Here is a 21,429-nt window from a genome sequence, read left to right on the forward strand (position 1 = left end):
CATCTTGCCTGGTTATGATAAAAGCAAGAAAGAAAAACAAGGAGGAAAACAAAATGAAGAAAACAACGATTGCAGGCAGCTTTTTAACGGTAGGTCTTTTAGGCGGAGGCGTTCTCTGTGGTGTGCAAAACGATAAAATTCAAGCAGAGGTTCCGGGACTTGATGCGAAAGTAACGATGGAGGAAGCCAAAGCGATTGCGGAAAAAGAAACCAATTCAACTGTTGAAAGCATCGAGCTTGATCGCGATTTCACGGGTGCTGTGTACGAGATAGATACAAACGGCTTTGACGTAGATATCGATGGGAATTCAGGCGACATTTTGAAAAAAGAACGGGATGACGATGACGATGATATGGATGACGATCAAAGCGCCAATGCGAACGTGACGGTCACTCAGGATGAAGCGGTTGCCGCTGCACAAAAGCAAGTAAAAGGCAGTGTAAAGGACATCGAGCTTGACGACGGCTTTTACGAAATGGAAATCCGTGACGGTCAAAAAGAAACGGACGTATATGTCAACGGCACAACAGGTGAAGTTGTGATAGGAGAAACAGACCTGGATGATTAATCCGGGGCTGTTTTTTTTGCTTGTAAAAAGAGGTGGATAACTGCCATTATTGAATGACGAAGGAGAGTGTAACAATATGCCAAAACGATTCATTATTGCCGGCACAGGAAGCGGTGCCGGAAAAACAACGGCGACATTAGCGCTGCTCGGAGCGCTGAACCGCCGTGGTTTGACCGTCCAGCCATTTAAGTGCGGCCCGGATTACATTGACCCCACCTACCATACGGCAATATGCAAAAGGCAGTCACGCAATTTGGACAGCTGGATGGGTGACGCCGATACGATGAAGGATATTTTTGCCCGTACATCAAAGGATGCGGATATTTCTATTATAGAAGGTGTCATGGGCATGTTTGACGGAAAGGACCCGCTCAGCAACGAAGGCAGCACGTCTCACATCAGCGCTTTGCTTGAGGCACCCGTTCTGCTTGTTATTGATGCGTCCGGAACAGCCCGCAGCGCGGCCGCTATGGTAAAAGGATTCCAGGCAATGGCGCCCGGTCAGATTGTGGCGGTGCTTGCCAATAAAACTGGCAGCGACGGGCACTTTCGCATGATCGAAGCAGCGGTGATGCAGGAGTGCGGCATCCCGGTCGTAGGGCACCTGCTGAAGATGCCCGGCATTCATGTGCCCGAGCGTCATCTCGGACTTGTTCCGGCTGTTGAGCGCGGCGATTTACATCCGTTTTTTCAATCGCTGGCGGATGCGGCTGAGCAAACAATCGACCTTGATCTTCTGCTTCAGTGCGCGGAAGCACCGGAGATCCATGCTGAACCGACCGGTTTCTTTGATGAAAAACAGGGCAGCCCTGTAACCATTGCTGTGGCAAAGGATGCCGCCTTTCATTTTTATTATGAAGAGAATTTTGACATGCTTCGAGCATCGGGCGCAGAACTTCGTTTTTTTTCTCCTCTTGCTGGCGAGCCAGTTCCATCAGAGGCGGATGCCCTGTATATTGGCGGCGGCTTCCCTGAAGAATTTGCACCTGGCCTGGCCGCTCAATGTGAAGTGAAAGAGTCGATTCGGGCGGTTATTTCAGGCGGCATGCCGGCTTTAGCGGAATGCGGAGGGTTTATGTATTTAACGGAAGAGCTGGTGACGATCGACGGCCGTTTTCACTCCATGTGCGGCCTGATTAAAGGAAAAACGATCATGAAATCAACACGCGTGGCTCTCGGGTATCGTGAATTAACCTCGATGAATGGAGCATGGCTACCGGAAGGGCTAAGTCTGAAGGGGCACGAATTTCATTACTCCATGTTTGAGCAGCAGGAGGAGCTGGAGCCCGCTTTTCAATCGAAAAGCCGATTTGGCGAAAAGGCGGATGGATGCCTTGTTTTTAATGCAATCGCCGGCTATGCGCATTTGTATTTCCCTTCAAACCCGGCAGTGCCGGCCGCTTTTGTTGAGGCGGCACGGGCCTATCAGCGCCAGAGGAAAAACATGACAAAAAAATAACCATTTTTTCGTAAAAGTATTGTATTATAGTATCTGTTTGTTTACAATAATAAATGGAAGGTGCATCCAAAAAAAGCGTTATTGTAGGGGATATTATGAAGAATACAAAAGCCATTATCGTCCTGCTCGCGAGCATTTCATTGCTGCTGGCAATGGTGGCGGTGAATTTAATTGTGACAGCCGTCAGCCAGGATGAAATGGTTTGGGCAACAACCACTGTGAAATCGCCGTACGAGGGAATTGAAATCAAAACAAAAGAAGCAGCAGAAAAAGAGTACAAGCTCGTTTTTCAGTACCCTGCTGTCCAACATAAGGAATTAAATGATTCATTTGAACAATATATGAAGCAAAAAGAAGCGGCATTTTTTACAGAAGTGCAAAAAATCGATGCGAAAAAGCTGAAAAAAGAACCCGCCTCGCTGTCCGTGTCATTTGAAATAATTCCAGCCGGCCGTGACGTTTATTCTATTTTATTTACTGAAAAAGTATACTTAACCGCACACCATACATACGCTGAAACAGAGTCGTTTCTCATTGATCTGCAGGAGCCGGCTGTTACGTCAACTGAAGGCTTGTTTATCAACAGCGAAAAAGCGTCCACGGCGCTGCAACTGCCTGAAGCAATCAAAAGTTCCGTTTTATACATTCAGGAACAAAATATGATCGTTCAAGGCCAAAAAACCGGTGAGGATTCCCGCGTGCCGATGGTGAAAGCCGCTCCGTTTGTTCAAAAGGAATGGCGCAACCGCCTCGATTTTGCTGCAGCCGCCGTGAAGGACAACAGTGAAAAGAAAATTGCGCTGACATTTGATGATGGGCCGAATCCCTCTAGTACAGAAGCGATTTTAAAGACGCTGAAAAAACATCACGCAAAAGCGACCTTTTTCGTTCTTGGCAACCGGGTGGAGCGGTACCCGGAGCTGGTAGACAAAATCGTTCAGGAAGGACATGAAGTCGGCAATCATTCCTGGAGTCATCCGGACTTTACGAAGCTTTCACAGGAAAAAGTGAAAAATGAGCTGGATCATACAGCAGCACAAGTGGAACAGGCTGCCGGCGTGTCACCGATCGCTGTCCGCCCGCCTTATGGCGCAACGAATGATACTGTCAATGAAGTGATCGGCCAAAAGCCGCTGCTTTGGACGATCGATACACTTGACTGGAAATCACACGACCCAAAAGCCATCTGCTCCGTTGTCAAAAAAGAAGCGAAAAATGGTTCGATTGTTTTAATGCATGACATTCATCAAACGACTGCAGAGGCATTGGATCAACTTATAACGGATCTTGAAAAACAGGGCTTTCGGTTTGTTACCGTAAGTGAGCTTTGAACAAAACCAGTCTGGCATGCGCCAGACTGGTTTTTTTGTTAAATGAGAGAACGACGTGGTATGATAAGGAAAAAGATGATTGTACATAGGAGGTGGACGCTCCGATACCTGGAGCCTGTCATTGGAGATTGTAAATTTAGTTGGCATTGCCCTGCTCATTGCCCTAACCGCTTTTTTTGTGGCAGCAGAGTTTGCGATTGTCAAAATGAGAGCATCGCGTGTGGACCAGCTTGTAGAAGAAGGCAAGCCTGGTGCTTTAGCTGTGCAGCGTGTCACCACTCACTTGGATGAATACTTATCTGCCTGCCAGCTGGGCATTACGATAACGGCTCTCGGACTTGGCTGGATTGGAGAGCCGACGGTAGAAGCACTGCTGCATCCGCTGATAGACCGGTTTGAGCTGGCTTCATCGGTTACGTCACTTTTATCGTTTGTGATTGCTTTTTCAATTGTCACGTTTCTTCATGTAGTGGTCGGGGAGCTGGCACCGAAAACGGTAGCGATTCAAAAAGCAGAAGCCGTTACACTGGCTCTGGCGATGCCGCTGATCTGGTTTTACCGGATCATGTACCCGTTTATCTGGGCATTAAATGGATCCGCCCGTTTTATCACCGGCTTATTTGGATTAAAGATGACAGGGGAGCACGATGCTGTTCATACTGAGGAAGAGTGGCGGATGCTGCTGTCAGAAAGCTACAAGAGCGGTGAAATCAATCAAAATGAGCTGAAGTATGTAAACAATATTTTTGAATTTGATGAGCGCCTTGCAAAAGAAATAATGGTGCCGCGTACCGAGATGGTGAGCTTATCCGTTGAGGATTCGCTCGAAGAAGTCCTGGCTGTCATCAAAGAAGAAAAGTATACGCGTTATCCTGTGATTGACGGGGATAAAGACAACGTCATTGGAATTGTGAACTTCAAAGAGATTTTAAGTGTTGCTGTAAAAGAAAAGCCGATACCGAAAAAAGAACCGCTTCGGCAGTTTATTAAGCCGGTCATCCGGGTTTTTGAAAACATGCTCATTCACGATCTGCTTGTGAAAATGCAAAAAGAGCAAACCCACATGGCCGTGTTAATTGATGAATATGGCGGAACGTCCGGCCTCGTTACAGTAGAGGACATACTCGAAGAGATCGTCGGCGAAATTCGGGATGAATATGACACGGACGAAATCGCGGAAATCCGAAAAGTCAACGACGGCCATTATCTTCTCAGTGCAAAAGTGTTAATTGGAGAAGTCAATGGATTGCTTGGAACAGAACTTAGTGACGAGGATATTGATACACTCGGTGGCTGGTTTTTAACCGAGAAAATTGATGCGGCTGTCCGTGACCAGCTTGAAACAGATGAATGGGTGTTTACCATTAACGAGATGGAGGACCATCACATTCTGTATATAGAAGCGAAAAAGCGGCCGTAATGGCTGCTTTTTTTGTCGGAAAGAGAGAGGCGAACAGCGGTGCCGGCTATTGCCTGAACGGTCAAAAAGGTGTAGGATGATAGGAATGAAAAACGATGGAAAAGCAAAGGGAGTAAAAACAATGTCACGATATGAAGACGACAGCCTTGCCTTGCATACTGACCTGTACCAGATTAATATGGCCGAAACGTACTGGCATGATGGCATCCATACAAAAAAAGCCGTATTTGAACTGTATTTTCGCAAATTGCCGTTTGGAAACGGCTATGGTGTTTTTGCCGGCTTAGAAAAAATTGTCGACTATTTAGAAGAATTTCATTTTACCAGCAGCGATATTAACTACTTAAAGGAAATTGGCTATCCTGACGATTTTTTAGCTTATTTACAGGATATGACCTTTACCGGGACGTTAAAGAGCATGCGGGAGGGCGAGCTTGTTTTTGCAAATGAGCCGATCCTGCGCATTGAAGCACCTCTGGCAGAAGCGCAGATTGTGGAAACCGCACTGCTTAACATTGTGAACTATCAAACATTGATTGCGACAAAAGCATCCCGTATCAAGCAAGTGCTGGGGGATGAAACGGCGATGGAATTCGGATCGCGACGGGCCCATGAAATGGATGCAGCTGTGTGGGGAACACGTGCCGCGTATATCGGCGGGTTTGATGCCACAAGCAACGTCCGGGCTGGCAAGCTGTTTGGCATTCCGGTTTCAGGGACCCATGCGCATGCACTCGTTCAGACATATAAGGATGAATATAAAGCTTTTCATAAATATGCGGAGCGGCACCGCGACTGTGTGTTTTTAGTCGATACTTATGACACGCTCAAGTCCGGAGTGCCGGCAGCCATTCGCGTCGCAAAAGAGCTTGGTAACCAAATCAATTTTATTGGCATTCGCCTTGACAGCGGAGACATGGCCTATTTATCAAAGGAAGCACGGAAAATGCTGGATGAAGCCGGCTTTCCGCAGGCCCATATTGTCGCTTCTAATGATTTGGATGAGTACACGATTATGAATTTAAAAGCACAGGGTGCCAAAATAGATGTGTGGGGAATCGGCACAAAAGTGATTACGGCCTATGACCAGGCTGCTCTTGGAGCGGTTTATAAGCTTGTCTCCATTGAAGATGATGAAGGCGGGATGACAGATACGATCAAGCTGTCAGCGAACCCGGAAAAAGTCACCACACCCGGATTAAAACGGGTGTACCGAATTGTGAATAAATTGAACGGAAAAGCAGAGGGCGACTATATTGCAATGGATGAAGAAGATCCACAGCATGCAGAGCGGCTTAAAATGTTTCATCCGGTTCATACGTTCGTCAGCAAGTTCGTGACCGATTTTGAAGCGCGCGAGCTTCATGAGCTGATTTTTTTAAACGGTGTGCGTCTGTACGAGCTTCCTGACATTGACTCCATTCGAAAACGGACAGAGGGAAATTTATCTTTGCTGTGGAACGAATACAAGCGGGCTTTGAATCCAGAAGAATATCCTGTGGATTTAAGCCAGCAATGCTGGGACAATAAAATGAAAAATATCGAATCGGCTAAAGTGCAGCCAAAACAGCAGGTGTAAGTCAAAAACGGCGCCAAAAATGGTGTCGTTTTTTCGTGTATTCTTTGCCCCTGTGCAAAACAACGATTATAATAAAAGTAGTGAAAATGGGAGGTGCGTCTTGTGAAAGAGGAATTAAGCGAATTTTACGATATCTTTACGGGAACCAAAAAAGATATTGAAAGCTTTATGGGCATGCTCGACCCGGTGATCAACAATGCAAAGGATGATCATGAGCGTCTTTATTACCATCATATTTACGAAGAAGAAGAGCAGCGTCTTTCGCGCCTGGCTGAAATGATTCCGTTAATCGAAACGTTTCAGGCCGGCAAGGGAGGAGACTTTTCGCCATCTAATAATACATTTAACCGGTTGCTGCAGGAATTGAATCTTGAGAAATTCGGCTTACACAATTTTGTGGAGCACTTGGATTTGGCGCTGTTTCAGTTTAAAGATGCGGAACGGCAGGCGAAGCTGTCTGAAATGCGCGGTGCGAACCATAAAAGCTACCAGTTTGTAAAAGAAAAGCTGGCTGGTATTAATGAGCGGTTTGATACGGGCTATTCAGATCCGCATGCGCATCATGATGAGCATGGCGATCATTTGGATCATCACGTGCATGCTGCACCGGCACAGCCCGCAAAGCCAGCAAAAGCAAAACGGTCCTTTACCGTAGGATCCCTTATTTCAAAGTAAAAGGCAGGAGGAGTTTTTATGAGTAAACTACATTTATATCCGGATGCGCCGCTGTCGGCTTCCGATTTCGATGAGCTTGACCAAATTATTATTGAAGCAGCGAAAAAGCAGCTGACGGGACGCCGGTTTATCGAATTATATGGTCCGCTGGGCCGTGGTGTTCAAAGCATTCATACCGATATTTTTGCTGAAAAAAGTGCCGCTCACATGGATCTGCAAGGTTCATTTGACACGGAGATTGAGTCGGCCAAGCGCGTCAACTATACAATTCCAATGCTTTACAAGGATTTTGTTTTATACTGGCGGGATATTGAGCAGGCGAAAGCACTGGACATTCCAATGGACTTCTCGTCAGCGGCTAACGCCGCCCGTGACGTTGCGCTGCTAGAAGACGAAATGATTTTTCACGGGGCCCAGCAATTTGATATCCCCGGCCTAATGAATGTAAAAGGGCGCCAGACGCATTTGATCAGCAACTGGTACGAATCCGGAACAGCCTTCCAGGATGTCGTTGAAGCGCGGGGCAAGCTGATGGAAATGAATCATAACGGCCCATACGCCCTGGTGCTGTCACCAGAACTGTATGCGCTCCTGCACCGTGTGCACCGCGATACAAATGTGCTTGAAATCGAGCATGTGCGTGAGCTTGTCACAGACGGTGTATTCCAGTCGCCTGTTTTAAAAGGAAAAACCGGTGTGCTCGTTAACACAGGGCGCAATAATTTGGATTTGGCTGTGTCAGAAGACTTTGAGACCGCTTATCTTGGAGAAGAAGGCATGAATCATCCATTCCGTGTGTTTGAAACTGCTGTTCTCCGCATTAAGCGACCGTCAGCGATCTGCACATTCGCTGATCCGAAAGACGATGAATAAGAAAAAGTGGTCGGTCGGCTCCCTTATCCCTGGGCAGGAAACCATGTTTATCCCTGAAAATAAACTAGCCGTACCCTCTTTTAAACCGGAGAAAAAGGAAGAGCCTGCCCTTGCTGCTTCTGCTGTTCGCATACAGCAAGGGGGCTTAACGTGCTCTGTTCCGGTTAAGCCGGGCAGCACGCTGCTTGATGCGGCGCTTGCGAACGGCTGTGATATGAAGTACAAATGCCGAAAAGGGACATGCGGGCAGTGCGCGGTTGATGTAGTAGCCGGAGCGGAGTTTCTGTCTGCACGAAACACGGCAGAACAAAAAAAGCTCGGCTCATCAGCCAAACGGCTCGCTTGCCAGAGCGTTATGAGCCAGGTTAAATAGCGCCTGCCAAAAAACACGGCGACGGCGCAATTCACAACGAATTGCGCCGTAGTGAAGAGAGTTTGTTAAAAGTGAAACAGGACTGCTTTATAGGCAGTCCTGTTTCTTTGTATAAAAAAAAAGCCTTTACACAAGGCTTGTATGTGATATTAAGCAAATTTTTTCGTTTTCATTGATACGACATTGGATTCAATCTCGAAGGGCAGGTCAACATGCCGTTTTTCGAGTTCGCCGACGCTGACATCCCGGACAAGCTTCAAAGCTTCTTTTTTAAAGGAATGAGTGACGAATCCTTCGTTTACTTCACAAAGCTTACGTAAGTAACGGAGTGTTTCTTCAGTCATCATGTCCCGAACGGAAGCATTCTCAAGCTGACAGATCAATTTATGGCGAAGTCCCCGCATAATGCCGATCTGATCGACGTGAGCTGTGACATTTTCACCGTCTTCGGCAACAAAGCTGAATGATACATATTTTCCTTGTGACAAATCGACATTTGTAAAGACCGGATTCGTGTATGTCTCACCGGATGAAAGTGTAATTGACTCAGCTTCCGCGGCCCCGCCAAGCTTACGGCTGTTCGCAATGACCATGTGGATATCCTTGAGTCCGTGCAGCATTCCATTCATGAAGCGTCCCTCTTTCCATCGTCGTTGTACCTTTATCTTAAAGGGAATGAGAATCATTGTCAACAAGAAAATCACATAGAGGGCAGCCTATGTTATTCTTCTATCACTTGTTTTAAAATGACGAGCGCCTGCTGAACACGAGGAAATCCGTTGTAAGGCAAACATTGAATGATGCATTCGGCAAGCTGTTCTTTTGTTAATCCGGCGTTCAGGCCTCGTTTAATATGAGTAGCGAGCTGCGTATGAGCTCCTTGAGTCACAAGCGATGCGATGACAATCAGCGCCCGTTCCTTTTTATCAAGGTGGGGACGCCCGTAGATTTCGCCGTATGCTTCAATAATCCACCGGCGGAAATCGGGTGCCACGGAATCAAGCGGATCTTCCATTTGTCCGTTTTTAGGCTTTTCCCATCCATCGTCCATATACTCACTAAACACATCTAACCCTTTTTCAAATCGGTTCATATAATATTCCTCCTTCTAAAATGTATATTCTTCATTATTCAGAAAATTCCTTCATTATGCAAAATGTATTCACTTTCATGCAATAAAATACAAAAAAGGTCGTTTTTTAGTGAATATCAATGCATAAAAATAAATTTTTCTGTTAAAAAGGATTGAGTTTTTAGTAGGAAAGGGTTATTATCTTACTATACAAAAAATTTAAAGGGGTTTTTACAATGACCTATTCAATTAAAAAGGCAGCTGCGGCCATCATCGCAAGCAGTGCGCTTCTTTTAGCAGCATGCGGCGGCGGAGAAGAAGAAGCGGGTACAGGCTCGGGCTCAGAAGATAAAAAAGTATTAAACGTCGGAACGGAAGCAACCTTTGCGCCATTTGAATTTATGGATAAAGGCGAAGTGTCCGGTTTCGATGTTGACCTTTTAAATGCAGCAGCGGAAGAAGCGGGCTACGAAGTGGATATTCAAAATACCGGCTGGGACGCAATGCTTGCAGGCCTTCAAAGCGGGCAGCTTGATATCGGGATGTCAGGAATCACGATCACAGAAGAGCGGAAAGAAACGTATGACTTTTCAGCTCCTTATTTTGAATCTGTAACGATGATCGCCTATAAAGAAGGGGCGGAGATTGCGTCTGCTGACGATTTAAAAGGCAAAAAAGTGGGCGTTCAAAACGGAACGACGGGTCAATTTGCGGCTGAATCCATTATCGGCCAAAATGACAGCTCGATTTCCAAGTATGAAACAGCGGCATTAATGTTCCAGGCTCTTCAAAGCGGGGATGTTGAAGCTGTTGTGACGGACATTGCTGTAGCTGTTGAATATGCGAAATCCAATCCGGATGCTGGTGTTGAAACGATCACGGATGAGCAGTTTGTGCCGGAATTCTACGGCATCGCATTCCCGAAAGGCAGCGAATACAAAGCCGAATTTGATGAAGCGTTAAATGCGCTTTATGAAAACGGCACATATGCTGAGATTTATGAAAAATGGTTCGAAGAAGAGCCGGATATGGAAGCGTTAAAGCAAGCAGCACAATAAGATGAAACGGCTGTCCAACGTTTAGCGGACAGTCGTTTTTTTGGACAGAAAGGAGCAGCAACATGGATTTTCGTTTTGATATTGTCACGGATTATATGCCGTTTTTTCTAAAAGGAATGGGCATTACCATTGGTGTATCTCTTGCCGGTGTGTTGATCGGTCTAATATTAGGTCTTTTTATTGCGCTTGGCAAAATGTCATCGAACAGGTGGATTCGTCTTCCGTTCAATATATACATTAATATTTTCAGAGGAACGCCGTTACTGGTGCAGCTTCTGATCATTCACTTTGGCGTCGTTCCATTGTTTATGTCGCCATCGAATCCGCTCGTTTCCCTGGTGATTGGTCTTTCCTTAAATGCGGCCGCCTACATTGCGGAAATTTTCCGTGCGGGCATTCAGTCTATTGATAGAGGACAGATGGAAGCAGCCAGATCGCTCGGAATGACACGCGTTCAAGCGATGAAGCTTGTTATTTTGCCTCAGGCAGTAAAACGAGTGATTCCGCCGCTTGGCAATGAATTTATCGTTCTTTTAAAAGAGTCGTCACTTGGGTCCGTCTTAGCAGCACCAGAGCTTATGTACTGGGGACGTGCCGCTGCCGGGCAGTACATCCGGGTCTGGGAGCCGTATATTACGGTCGCGCTCATTTACCTTGTGCTGACGCTGTCACTGACGTATTTGATGAACTACGTTGAAAGGAGATTAAACACCGATGATCAACGTTAAAAATTTAAAAAAATCGTTCGGCGATAATGAAGTGCTGAAGGATATTTCACTCCATGTTTCCACTCAGGAAGTGGTTGTCGTTATTGGTCCATCCGGATCAGGAAAATCAACGTTTATCAGATGCCTGAATATGCTGGAAGAAGTAAACGGGGGCCAGGTCCTTATTGATGGAAAAGATTTAACCGATAAAAAAACAAACATCAATGAAGTGCGTACGGATGTCGGCATGGTGTTTCAGCACTTTAATTTATTTCCACATAAAACTATTCTAGAAAACATTACCCTTGCCCCTATGAATGTACGGGGATTGAAAAAAGCAGAAGCAGAAGAAAAAGCCCGTACGCTGCTTGCGAAAGTCGGGCTGGCTGAAAAAGCCGCTGCTTATCCGGATTCATTATCCGGCGGCCAAAAGCAGCGTGTGGCGATTGCCCGCGCGCTGGCAATGGAGCCGAAAGTGATGCTGTTTGACGAACCGACATCGGCGCTCGATCCGGAAATGGTTGGGGAAGTGCTGGAAGTGATGAAGCAGCTGGCCAAAGACGGCATGACGATGATCGTCGTGACGCATGAAATGGGCTTTGCCCGTGAAGTCGGTGACCGCGTCATCTTTATGGATAATGGGTACATTGTGGAGCAAAACGAACCGAAAGCACTATTCGATGCTCCGCAGCATGAACGGACAAAATCATTCCTGAGCAAAGTACTGTAATGAAAAGAAAGGCTGCCCCCGGCGATGGGGGCAGCCTTTTATGCTTCGTGAATCAGTGATTCGACTTCAGCGCCGTCGAGTGTTTCTTTTCTCATTAGGTCTTCAACGAGACGGTCAAACGCATCACGGTTTTCTTCGATTAGCGTTTCTGACCGCTCCAAAGCGACCTCAAACAGCTCATTCATTTTTGTTTCCTTATCAGACTGGCGGAATGTCAACGAAAAGCGATCCTGGAAGATGCCGGTATCCACCATCCGTTCTAAAATCTGCTTCGCCTGCTGGACATCGCCGCTTACCCCGATGGAATGCTCGCCAAGATAAAGACGTTCTGCCACGCCGCCAGACAAGATCATGGCCACCTGATCAATGAGCTCGCTCGCTGTGGACAGGTGCAATTCTTTTGGCACCGGCGCCACATAGCCTAGTGCCTGCCCGCGTGGGATGATCGTTGCCTTTCGGACGGAGCCGGGCTTTGTTAAAGCGGCAACAAGCGCATGGCCTGCTTCGTGGATCGCGACCCGCCGTTTTGTGGCAGGATCTGCGAGCGGTCTCGTTGTGGTCCCGAGAATGGTCCGGTCCAGTGCATAATCAAAATCCTTTTTCTCGATCGTATCACGGCCGCTGCGGATGGCGCTTCGGCTTGCGGTTTCAAAGAGCGCCGATAATTCTGCTCCGGAAAAGCCGACGGTCGATTCCGCTAAATCATGAAGCATAGCGGAGGCGTTATCGGTTAGATTCCGTCCTTTTGCGTGTATATCAATAATCTCTTTTCTTCCCTTTGCATCAGGAAGCGTTACATGAAAGGAGAAATCGACACGGCCGGGACGAAGAAACGCTTCATCGAGCATATCCCGTCGGTTGGTCGCGGCAATAAACAGAACGCCATCATTATCGTGGCCGCCATCGAGCTGAACGAGCAGCTCCGTCAGTGTTTTTTCTCCTTCCTCGCCGCCCTGTGCTTTTCGTCTGCCGGCTAACGCATCGACCTCGTCAATAAAAATAACAGCGGGCTTTTGCTTACGGGCTTCTTTGAACAAGCTTCTTACACGAGAAGCACCGACACCAACGAACAATTCAGTAAAAGCAGAACCGCTGGACGAAAAGAATGAAGCGCCAATTTCACGGGCCATCGCCTGTGCGAGCAAGGTTTTCCCTGTGCCAGGCGGTCCGTATAGAAGGATGCCGCGCGGCGGTTCGATGCCGAGACGGGTAGAAAGATCCTTTTCTTTTAAAATCGACAGCGTTTGCAAAATGTCTTCCTTCATTTCGTCAGACAAGCCCCCAACATCCTCTAGTGTAATATCGGGAAGGGGGCGCGCCTGCGACAAGCTGTTTTTCATTGAATGTGCAACGCCAATGCCGCCTTTTTTGCGGTAAAAATAAAAACCGATGCCAGCCGCGAGCAATAGCAGACCGATTAACACCCAGTTTTCATACGCTTCCGAAGCAACATATTCATAGCGGATATTATACGTTTCATTCAAGCGATCCACCGCGTCGCTGTCAGGGGAAATAAAGGATGTATATTCACCGTTTTGGGTGAACACGTGAAGCTCGCCGTCACGGTGTTCTTCAAGCGTAACGAGCCGTCCATTTTCTTCTTGAATAATCTCCTCTACAGAGGAAAAAGGGATGACCGTTGTTTTATTTGCATCCTGTACGTACCAGAAAACGCTCGCTGCTGCTACCAGCAACAGGGCAGCTGCTTTCCACCACAGTCCGGGACGTGTTGCCATATTCATCACACTCCCTCGTATTCTCTTATTCATATTATAGAAGAAATGATATAGAGATGAAAGCGGAATACTTTCCCGGGGTGCATCGTTGTTTTAAAAACGGAAGGTGCGTGGTATGATAAGAAGGAGTAAAATTAAAGGAGCGATTATTTTGGCGAAAAAAGGCTATATCCAAATGAAAGACGGAGCAAAAATCGAATTTGACCTGTTCCCTGAAGCAGCACCAGGCACAGTTGAAAACTTTGAAAAATTAGCAAACGAAGGCTTTTACAATGGTGTTGTGTTTCACCGTGTTATTCCGGGCTTTGTAAGTCAGGGCGGCGATCCAACGGGTACTGGTATGGGTGGACCTGGTTACACCATAAAATGTGAAACAGCGGGCAATCCTCATACGCATCAGGAAGGTTCTCTTTCGATGGCGCATGCCGGAAAAGATACAGGTGGAAGCCAGTTCTTCATCGTTCATGAGCCACAGCCGCATTTAAACGGTGTTCACACAGTGTTTGGACAGGTAACGTCAGGCATTGAAGCAGTAAAATCGATGCAAAACGGCGATACGATGGAAAAAGTAGAAGTATTCGAAGCGTAATGAAGCAGGACCGGCGATACATAGCCGGTCTTTTTTTGCGTGAACAGTTGACGATTCGAAGCCAATTGTGTGAAAATAAAGCAGACAATTTAAAAAAAGACTACTGGGGGTGCCTTCGGGCTGAGAGAAGAGGTGTTCTTCAACTCCAACGACCTGATCCGGATCATACCGGCGGAGGGAAGTAGCAATCACTGACGAAAAAGACGAATCAGCGTATTGCTGATTCGTCTTTTTCGCGTGAAGGAGGAATTCAATTTGTTTACGCCGAAAAAAATGGCGGTCATGGCTTTGTTTGCGGCGATCGGGGTTCTTGGCGCCACCTTTATTTGGTTTCCGGCAGGCGCAGCGAAAGCATTTCCGGTTCAGCATGCGATTAATGTGATGGCAGCGATTTTGCTGGGTCCGGGACCGGCCGTTGTCATTGCGTTTTTAATTGCAGCGGTCCGCAACCTGCTGGGCATCGGAACCATTCTCGCTTTTCCGGGAAGTATGATCGGTGCGCTGTTAGCCGGGTACGTTTATAAAAAGTGGAAGTCGCCATCAGCTGCAGCGCTGGGTGAAATGATCGGGACAGGCGTCATAGCCTCGCTCGTATCGGTGCCGGTCGCGAACCTCTTTCTTGGCATGAATGCAGCCGCGCTCGCCTTTATGCCCGCTTTTCTGATCAGCAGTATAACAGGAGCGATTCTCGGCCTGCTTCTAGCGGTCCGGATTGCGAAAACACGAGCAGTAAAATCCATTTAATCAAAAAGAGAAGGGGAGAACGCAAGTGACTCATCAATTTACAGCAGACCTTTTAGAAAAGGTCCGGGCTGAAAAGCCGCTTATTCATAATTTAACGAATACTGTCGTGACGAACTTCACAGCCAATGGACTGCTTGCTCTCGGGGCTTCGCCAGTCATGGCGGACGCTGTAGAAGAAGCAGCGGATATGGCGAGTATCGCAGGTGCGGTTGTCCTGAATATCGGCACACTGACAGCCGCGAAAGTAGAAGCGATGATTTTGGCAGGGAAGGCGGCCAATGAAAAAGGGATTCCAGTTTTGTTTGATCCCGTTGGAGCAGGAGCCACGCCGTACCGGACTGAAAGTGCAAAACGCATTTTAAAGGAAGTGAAAGTGGACGTTTTGCGTGGGAATGCAGGAGAAGTCGCTGTGTTATGCGGCCGTGCCGTACAAGTAAAAGGAGTGGATGGCGGGGGTCACGAAGAAATTCGGGGGCTGGCAAAGGAAGCATCCGATTTGCTCGGCTTAACGTGCGTGATCACCGGCAAGGAAGATGTAGTAGCTGGGAAGCATAGCTACGCGGTTCAAAATGGTTCATCGATCTTAACGAAAGTGACTGGAACAGGATGCCTGCTCGGCTCAGTGATCGCCGCTTTTTGTGCGGTTGAAAAAAACTATGCCAAAGCATCAGCTGCGGCTCTTTCTTTTTACGGCGTAGCAGCGGAACGAGCAGCAGCTGTATCGGGTCAGGAGCAGCCGGGAACCTTTGCTGTTCAATTCATCAACGAGCTTCATCAAACAGCCCGCACTGAAGTGGAAGCTAGTGGGCGAATCGAGGTGTTACAATGAGTGTTCGCAGAGCGTTAACGATTGCAGGGTCAGACAGCGGAGGCGGAGCAGGCATCCAGGCGGACTTAAAAACATTTCAGGAGCTTGGGGTGTTTGGCATGTCAGCCGTAACTGCGGTCACGGCTCAAAATACGCTTGGTGTCCACGGCGTTTATCCGATGACGGCCAAAGCAGTCGAACAGCAAATAGATGTGGTTTTATCTGATATTGGCGTGGATGCGGTGAAAACAGGCATGCTGTTTTCAGCAGATATTATTGAAGCAGCCGCCCGTAAATTGAAGGAGCACCAATGCGAGAACGTAATTGTGGACCCCGTCATGATTGCGAAGGGAGGCGCTTCTCTTTTGCAGGAGGAAGCAACGGAAGCGCTGAAGCAGGTTCTTCTTCCAATCGCACTGGTCGTTACACCGAATATTCCAGAAGCAGAAGTGCTTACCGGGATGAGCATCCAGTCCGAAGCGGATAAAAAAGAAGCGGCTATAGCGATTGCATCATTAGGGGTGAAAAATGTGCTGATCAAGGGCGGTCATGACAAAGGGGCAAAGACAGTCGATTTATTATATGACGGCTCCGCTTTTCACACCTTTACGGGCACGCGAATCGATACAAAGGATACACACGGGACGGGCTGCACCTTTTCGGCAGCCATGACAGCAGCCATTGCAAAAGGCGCTTCTGTTCGAACGGCTGCTGAAACGGCCAAGCAGTTTATTCAGGCAGCGATCGAGGATGGTCTTCATATCGGCCAAGGACACGGACCAACCAATCACTGGGCGTACCGTCAGCGGGGTGGGTGCTGATGAACAGCGAACAGCTGGCCGTGTACTTTATTGCGGGTACGACTAATTGCCTTAAACCGATTGAACAAATACTTCAAGAAGCCATTAAAGGCGGCATCACGATGTTCCAGTTTCGTGAAAAAGGAGCAAATGCGAAAACAGGGGAGGAAAAGAAAGCACTCGCCTTAAAGCTGCAGTCTATTTGCCGAAGTGCTGACATTCCCTTTATCGTGAATGACGACATCGATCTCGCTGTGGAAATAGAAGCGGATGGTGTGCATATTGGGCAAGAGGATGAAGCGGCTTCCGTCGTGCGTGAAAAAATCAAGGGTGGCATCGTTGGCGTGTCTGTCCATACGATGGAGGAATTTGAAAAAGCGGTGGCAGATGGGGCTGATTACGTTGGGACAGGCCCTGTTTACCCGACCGCAACAAAATTGGATACCCGGCCTGTAGCCGGTACGGTCTTGATACAGCAAATGAAGAATCAGCAGCCATCATTCCCGATCGTCGGAATCGGCGGCATTACAGTCCAAAACGCGGCAGAGGTGATGAAAGCCGGAGCGGACGGTGTGTCGGTTATAACCGCCATCAGCATGGCCAAATCCCCTGAAGCAGCAGCTGCACGATTTGTTGAAACATGTAAATAAACAATTAGACCGCGCTTGAACAAGTGCGGTCTTCATGTTGTTGAAAAAAGGATGTGTCAATGAAAAGTAGGTGACATTTTCTCTTTTTCAAAGTTAATGTGCTTGCGCGAACACAGTCCGGGCGGCTTCTGCAGGACTTCGCGTTCGGAGGGGCGGACGGTGAGCTAACTTTTGTCGCTTTGCTCCAAAAGTGGATCTCACCTGCCCCGCTGATCCCTCCCGAGTCTTCGTCCTGCGCCAGCCGCCCTAGTGGGGAGGAAAAGCAGATTGCAAAACCAAAAATGGAAATGGTTCTGAGTGGAAAGAAAGCGATGAGAACCCTCTAATCTTCATTATATAGGAAAAGCGGGCTTCCTCTTGATGTCAAACGTTTTCAAGAATAGCCGTCAGTCATTCACTCCGTTCCTTTAGAACCACTTCGGGCGGAGGGAGGCCGGCGTAGACTTCCGCGAAACTGGCGGGCAGGTGAGATCCGGCTTTGGCGCGCCAGCGACAAAGACTAGCTCACCGCCTGCTTCGCAGAAAAGCGGAGCCGGCAGCCCGGAGCCCCTGAATGTTCTTTTCTAGAAAAATAGCCTATTTTTTGCTAAGGAAAAAAGGAAATAATCCCTAAAAAACATCCGTTCTCTCTTGACCAGTTTGTTTTTCAACACTATGTAGACCATGCTTGAACAAGTGCGGTCTTTTTTTTGAAAACCACCAGGACTTTTTTCATGGTATGATGAAAGAAAATGCGAAAAGACAAGGCAGGGTGAAGCAATGTATGTGTTTATCGTGAACCCATCCTCGGGAAACGGCAGGGCTGTATCGCTATGGGAGCAAGTGGAGAAAAGAATCATCAAGAAAAACGTTCGATATGAAGCGTTGATCGGCGGATCGGAAGCGGCGGCCCGCCAGTTTGTCTGGGAGCAATTACAAAAAGGACGTGTGAAGGCAGTTGGTGTGATCGGCGGAGATGGCACCTTTAACGCGGTGCTTCAGGATGTCGTTCATTCAGACACAGCGATCGCACTGCTGCCAGCAGGCTCCGGCAATGACATTGCCCGCATGTTCGGCCTGACGAGAGATCCGCACCTTTTTGCTGAAAAGCTCATCTCAGGAGAAACGAAACGAATCGATGTGCTAAAAGTGAACAACAGCTTCGGCTTAACGGTTTCCGGCATCGGACTGGATGCCGAAATTGCAGTGAGAGCAGCCGGAGCGTTTTATAAAAAGCCTCTTAATAAGCTTTATGCAGGAGGCCTTTCCTATAAGATTAGCGCGCTGGAGGAGATTTTACGCTATAAGCCATTTAAAAGCACCGTGACGATCGATGGCGATCAATATGTATCAGATCGGACGTGGATGATTGCGTGTGGGAATACAACACTTTACGGCGGTGGGCTTGTCATTTGTCCGTATGCACATCCAATAGATGGGGTTGCTGATGTGACGATGGTCCACACGGTTAAGCGAAGCAATCTGCTTTTTCGTTTGTTTCCAATGTTAATGAAAGGCAAGCCGGTATTGCGTACAGGGGTGACGTATAAAAAAGGAAAACAAATCCGTATTCAAACAAGCCGTCCTGTTTCCGTTATGATAGATGGCGAGTCAATCGGGACAACACCAGCGGTCATTTCCCTTCATGAAAAAGCTGTGAAACTCCTTATTTCCGCGAAATAAGCAGCAGATTTTTGCATAAAGATTCTTCATTTGGGGTATGAAATGGAGAGGACCATACAGTCAGCAAAGTGGAGGAATAGACATGGATAAAATGAACCGGGGTATTTTAACGGCATTATCAGCAATTGGCATTGCGCAAGGCTTAAAGATCGTCACGCACAAGAAAGTGAGCGGGGAGTGGGACTGGAAGCAGGCATTTACAACTGGCGGCATGCCAAGCTCCCATTCAGCGGGTGTGGCTGCTCTTGCTTCGTATGTAGCGGCGAATAAAGGATGGCGCCATACAGAAACGTCACTTGCCACTGTTTTTGGCGTTATTGTCATGTATGATGCGCAGGGAATTCGTCGTCATACAGGTGAGATTGCCCAGCTTGTGAATGATCTGGAGGATAATATCGCGAAGTTTTCAGGCGAATTCCCGAGCTTTGAGTATGTACAGCGTGAAAAAGAACTGAAAGAATTGCTCGGCCATCAGCCTGTTGAAGTGGGTGCGGGTGCGCTGCTCGGTATCTTGCTCGGCGTGGCGTCTGCTAAAATAGAGGATGGCGTCAGGCGGTCAGAACAGCGCCTTTCAATCGAGCAGATGCACGAACAATAAAAAGCACCCGCGACGGGTGCTTTTTACTTTGCAATTTGGAATACGATTTGATGTTTCATGACCGGTTTCAGCTTGTAAAGAACGTGGGCAGCCACTTCTTTTTTCATAACCGCTGAGACGGCCGGCGTGAGGGTCAATGATTGGATGAAAAGTGTTGCGCGGCGTTCAATGTAGCGGATAATTTGATCTTCGTAAAACAAGTCGCGCTTAGCGATTTTCTCCTCAATTTCGTTTGTAAGCTGTACCGCGAATTGCGTGACAGAATACTCGACTCCTCCGTAAAATTCAGCTACTGTCATAGCTCATTCACTCCTTCCTCCGTTTCCTATTTGTCAATAGTTACACATATATCTTAACATAAAATTTACAAAACTTTAATACTTACACGATATTTATTTACAATTCCTTTTTAGGTTATGCTTTAAACATTTTTTTATGCATAAAAAACCCGGAACAATACAAGAAAAGTTTTGTTCCGGGCTTTTATGGTCATCGAGCAGGCTGAGAAGAAGCCGTTGTTATCGAACTGTTACGGGCTCGCTACCTGACTTTAATGAAGCAAGCTGAATCGTTTTCTGGCGGATTTCTTCTATGGCTACTTGTTTTCTCGCAACACCTGAATCCATCGCAGCCTGGGCAACCGCAGCGGCCACTTCCGGCGCTACCCGAGGGTCAAAGGCAGATGGAATAATGTACTCTTCTGTCCGATGTTCATCGTCTATTAACGAAGCAATGGCATGAGCAGCCGCCATTTTCATTTCCTCATTGATGTCCGATGCTTGTGTGTCAAGTGCACCGCGGAAAATGCCCGGGAAAGCCAGGACGTTGTTTACTTGATTCGGGAAGTCGGACCGGCCTGTGCCGATAATACGAACTCCTGCTTTTTTCGCTTCTTCTGGCAAAATTTCAGGGTTTGGATTGGCCATCGCAAAAACAATCGGATCGCTGTTCATCGTTTGGATCATGGCTGGCGTCAATGCACCGGCAACAGAAACGCCGATAAAGACATCGCTGTTTTTAATAGCTTCTTTAAGCGGCCCTTTCATTCGATCAGGATTGGTCAGAGCAGCGATATCTTCTTTTACCGGATTCATGCCTTCTGTCCGCCCTTTATAAATCGCTCCTTTTGTATCACACATCACAATGTCTTTCACACCGAATTGATAAAGGAGCTTGGCGATGGCCACACCTGCAGCGCCGGCTCCATTCATGACAACCTTTAGCTCTGCGAATGTTTTTCCGACCATTTTCAGCGCATTGATCAAGCCGGCTGCTGTGACGATAGCCGTCCCGTGCTGATCATCATGAAAAACGGGGATGTCCATTTCTTTTTTCAACCGCTCTTCAATAATAAAGCAATTGGGTGCTTTAATGTCCTCCAGGTTGATGCCTCCAAAGGAAGAAGCCGTTAATTTAACGGTTTTGATAATGTCTTCAATATCATTTGTATTAATGCAGATTGGAAAAGCATCGACCCCGCCAAAATTTTTGAATAAAATCGCTTTTCCTTCCATAACAGGCAGGGACGCATCGGCCCCGATATCTCCAAGGCCTAGCACGGCTGAGCCGTCTGACACAACAGCTACCGTATTTGCTTTCATCGTGTAGTCGTACATGTCCTGGCGATTTGAATGAATTGCCAGACATGGCTCTGCAACGCCAGGCGAGTATACCAGACTAAGGTCGTTCGCATCGGTAACAGACATTTTTGCTGTTGTTTCCAGTTTTCCCTGGTAGCGACGGTGAAGATCTAAAGCAGATTGTTTAAATGAACTCAATGAAGGCCTCTTTTCTCTGTTATATAACAGATGTATTTGTTATGTATAATATAATACAGATGGACGGATGGCAAGTGAATTTTCTGAAAATTTACTTTTGTATTGTATCGCCTTTTTAAATGAATGTAAATAGAATCGGGCGAAAAATGTCCCGGAAAATGGTGTTGACATTCTATTGGAATAACTTATAATACAAATAAATCCGATTTAACAAATAA

The 21,429-nt window shown here is 47.3% G+C and carries 23 protein-coding genes and 1 riboswitch; of the genes, 18 read left to right on the forward strand and 5 right to left on the reverse strand.

What is annotated here, in order from left to right; all coding sequences use genetic code 11:
- Positions 1-53: 53 nt before the first annotated feature.
- The 8 genes from BW952_RS07080 to BW952_RS07115 all read left to right on the forward strand — a co-directional run bounded on the left by BW952_RS07080 (position 54) and on the right by BW952_RS07115 (position 8,279).
- Positions 54-569: a PepSY domain-containing protein gene (locus BW952_RS07080; RefSeq protein WP_045851601.1), complete on the forward strand. Its 516-nt coding sequence runs from the start codon at positions 54-56 to the stop codon at positions 567-569.
- A gap of 76 nt (positions 570-645) precedes the next feature.
- Positions 646-2,028: a cobyrinic acid a,c-diamide synthase CobB gene (locus tag BW952_RS07085; protein ID WP_045851600.1), complete on the forward strand. Its 1,383-nt coding sequence runs from the start codon at positions 646-648 to the stop codon at positions 2,026-2,028.
- Between the two features lie 95 nt (positions 2,029-2,123).
- The gene (locus tag BW952_RS07090; protein WP_052698488.1) at positions 2,124-3,359 is read left to right on the forward strand and encodes a polysaccharide deacetylase family protein; all 1,236 of its coding nucleotides are present in this window, start codon (positions 2,124-2,126) and stop codon (positions 3,357-3,359) included.
- Positions 3,360-3,480: 121 nt separating this feature from the next.
- Positions 3,481-4,779, forward strand: a complete 1,299-nt coding sequence (locus BW952_RS07095; protein ID WP_045851599.1) for a hemolysin family protein — start codon at positions 3,481-3,483, stop codon at positions 4,777-4,779.
- 85 nt (positions 4,780-4,864) lie between these two features.
- The gene (locus tag BW952_RS07100) at positions 4,865-6,358 is read left to right on the forward strand and encodes a nicotinate phosphoribosyltransferase (RefSeq protein ID WP_414735819.1); all 1,494 of its coding nucleotides are present in this window, start codon (positions 4,865-4,867) and stop codon (positions 6,356-6,358) included.
- A 102-nt stretch (positions 6,359-6,460) separates the two neighbouring features.
- Entirely contained in the window at positions 6,461-7,033 is a 573-nt protein-coding gene (locus BW952_RS07105) for an IMEF encapsulin system ferritin-like cargo protein (RefSeq protein WP_045851598.1), read from the forward strand.
- An 18-nt stretch (positions 7,034-7,051) separates the two neighbouring features.
- The gene (locus BW952_RS07110; protein ID WP_045851597.1) at positions 7,052-7,906 is read left to right on the forward strand and encodes a family 1 encapsulin nanocompartment shell protein; all 855 of its coding nucleotides are present in this window, start codon (positions 7,052-7,054) and stop codon (positions 7,904-7,906) included.
- 43 nt (positions 7,907-7,949) lie between these two features.
- On the forward strand, positions 7,950-8,279 hold the full coding sequence (locus BW952_RS07115; RefSeq protein ID WP_052698487.1) for a 2Fe-2S iron-sulfur cluster-binding protein: 330 nt from the start codon (positions 7,950-7,952) through the stop codon (positions 8,277-8,279).
- 149 nt (positions 8,280-8,428) lie between these two features.
- Here BW952_RS07115 and BW952_RS07120 read toward each other — a convergent pair whose 3' ends face one another.
- Both BW952_RS07120 and BW952_RS07125 read right to left on the reverse strand, forming a co-directional pair.
- On the reverse strand, positions 8,429-8,908 hold the full coding sequence (locus BW952_RS07120) for a hypothetical protein (protein ID WP_045851595.1): 480 nt from the start codon (positions 8,906-8,908) through the stop codon (positions 8,429-8,431).
- A 92-nt stretch (positions 8,909-9,000) separates the two neighbouring features.
- The gene (locus BW952_RS07125; RefSeq protein WP_045851594.1) at positions 9,001-9,372 is read right to left on the reverse strand and encodes a carboxymuconolactone decarboxylase family protein; all 372 of its coding nucleotides are present in this window, start codon (positions 9,370-9,372) and stop codon (positions 9,001-9,003) included.
- A gap of 215 nt (positions 9,373-9,587) precedes the next feature.
- Between BW952_RS07125 and BW952_RS07130 the strand changes: the two genes are divergently transcribed.
- The 3 genes from BW952_RS07130 to BW952_RS07140 all read left to right on the forward strand — a co-directional run bounded on the left by BW952_RS07130 (position 9,588) and on the right by BW952_RS07140 (position 11,846).
- Positions 9,588-10,409, forward strand: a complete 822-nt coding sequence (locus BW952_RS07130) for a basic amino acid ABC transporter substrate-binding protein (RefSeq protein WP_045851593.1) — start codon at positions 9,588-9,590, stop codon at positions 10,407-10,409.
- A gap of 62 nt (positions 10,410-10,471) precedes the next feature.
- Complete coding sequence (locus tag BW952_RS07135; protein ID WP_045851592.1) at positions 10,472-11,137, forward strand: amino acid ABC transporter permease; 666 nt, start codon at positions 10,472-10,474, stop codon at positions 11,135-11,137.
- A complete protein-coding gene (locus BW952_RS07140) occupies positions 11,124-11,846 on the forward strand; it encodes an amino acid ABC transporter ATP-binding protein (protein WP_045851591.1) in 723 nt (240 codons plus the stop codon). Before BW952_RS07135 ends, BW952_RS07140 begins: the two co-directional genes overlap by 14 nt.
- 38 nt (positions 11,847-11,884) lie before the next feature.
- On the opposite strand, the gene BW952_RS07145 is transcribed toward BW952_RS07140, so the two are convergent.
- Positions 11,885-13,582, reverse strand: a complete 1,698-nt coding sequence (locus BW952_RS07145) for an AAA family ATPase (protein ID WP_045851590.1) — start codon at positions 13,580-13,582, stop codon at positions 11,885-11,887.
- A gap of 151 nt (positions 13,583-13,733) precedes the next feature.
- Between BW952_RS07145 and BW952_RS07150 the strand changes: the two genes are divergently transcribed.
- The 7 genes from BW952_RS07150 (at position 13,734) to BW952_RS07185 (ending at position 19,433) form a co-directional block, all read left to right on the forward strand.
- Complete coding sequence (locus BW952_RS07150) at positions 13,734-14,171, forward strand: peptidylprolyl isomerase (protein WP_045851589.1); 438 nt, start codon at positions 13,734-13,736, stop codon at positions 14,169-14,171.
- Between the two features lie 95 nt (positions 14,172-14,266).
- Positions 14,267-14,368, forward strand: a riboswitch (TPP riboswitch).
- A 58-nt stretch (positions 14,369-14,426) separates the two neighbouring features.
- Complete coding sequence (gene thiW, locus BW952_RS07155) at positions 14,427-14,915, forward strand: energy coupling factor transporter S component ThiW (RefSeq protein ID WP_082084643.1); 489 nt, start codon at positions 14,427-14,429, stop codon at positions 14,913-14,915.
- 25 nt (positions 14,916-14,940) lie between these two features.
- Entirely contained in the window at positions 14,941-15,744 is an 804-nt protein-coding gene (gene thiM, locus BW952_RS07160; RefSeq protein WP_045851587.1) for a hydroxyethylthiazole kinase, read from the forward strand.
- Positions 15,741-16,544, forward strand: coding sequence for a bifunctional hydroxymethylpyrimidine kinase/phosphomethylpyrimidine kinase (gene thiD, locus BW952_RS07165; protein ID WP_045851586.1), 804 nt, complete (start codon positions 15,741-15,743; stop codon positions 16,542-16,544). Before thiM ends, thiD begins: the two co-directional genes overlap by 4 nt.
- Positions 16,544-17,173: a thiamine phosphate synthase gene (gene thiE, locus BW952_RS07170; RefSeq protein WP_045851585.1), complete on the forward strand. Its 630-nt coding sequence runs from the start codon at positions 16,544-16,546 to the stop codon at positions 17,171-17,173. The genes thiD and thiE overlap by 1 nt, the downstream gene beginning before the upstream one ends.
- Positions 17,174-17,932: 759 nt before the next feature.
- On the forward strand, positions 17,933-18,835 hold the full coding sequence (locus BW952_RS07180; protein ID WP_045851540.1) for a diacylglycerol/lipid kinase family protein: 903 nt from the start codon (positions 17,933-17,935) through the stop codon (positions 18,833-18,835).
- Positions 18,836-18,917: 82 nt separating this feature from the next.
- Complete coding sequence (locus BW952_RS07185; RefSeq protein ID WP_045851539.1) at positions 18,918-19,433, forward strand: divergent PAP2 family protein; 516 nt, start codon at positions 18,918-18,920, stop codon at positions 19,431-19,433.
- Positions 19,434-19,456: 23 nt separating this feature from the next.
- On the opposite strand, the gene BW952_RS07190 is transcribed toward BW952_RS07185, so the two are convergent.
- Both BW952_RS07190 and BW952_RS07195 read right to left on the reverse strand, forming a co-directional pair.
- Positions 19,457-19,732: a hypothetical protein gene (locus BW952_RS07190; RefSeq protein ID WP_045851538.1), complete on the reverse strand. Its 276-nt coding sequence runs from the start codon at positions 19,730-19,732 to the stop codon at positions 19,457-19,459.
- A gap of 219 nt (positions 19,733-19,951) precedes the next feature.
- On the reverse strand, positions 19,952-21,211 hold the full coding sequence (locus tag BW952_RS07195; RefSeq protein ID WP_045851537.1) for an NAD(P)-dependent malic enzyme: 1,260 nt from the start codon (positions 21,209-21,211) through the stop codon (positions 19,952-19,954).
- Between the last annotated feature and the right edge of the window lie 218 nt (positions 21,212-21,429).

This window comes from Domibacillus enclensis (genome assembly GCF_900156125.1).
GTDB lineage: Bacteria > Bacillota > Bacilli > Bacillales > Domibacillaceae > Domibacillus > Domibacillus enclensis.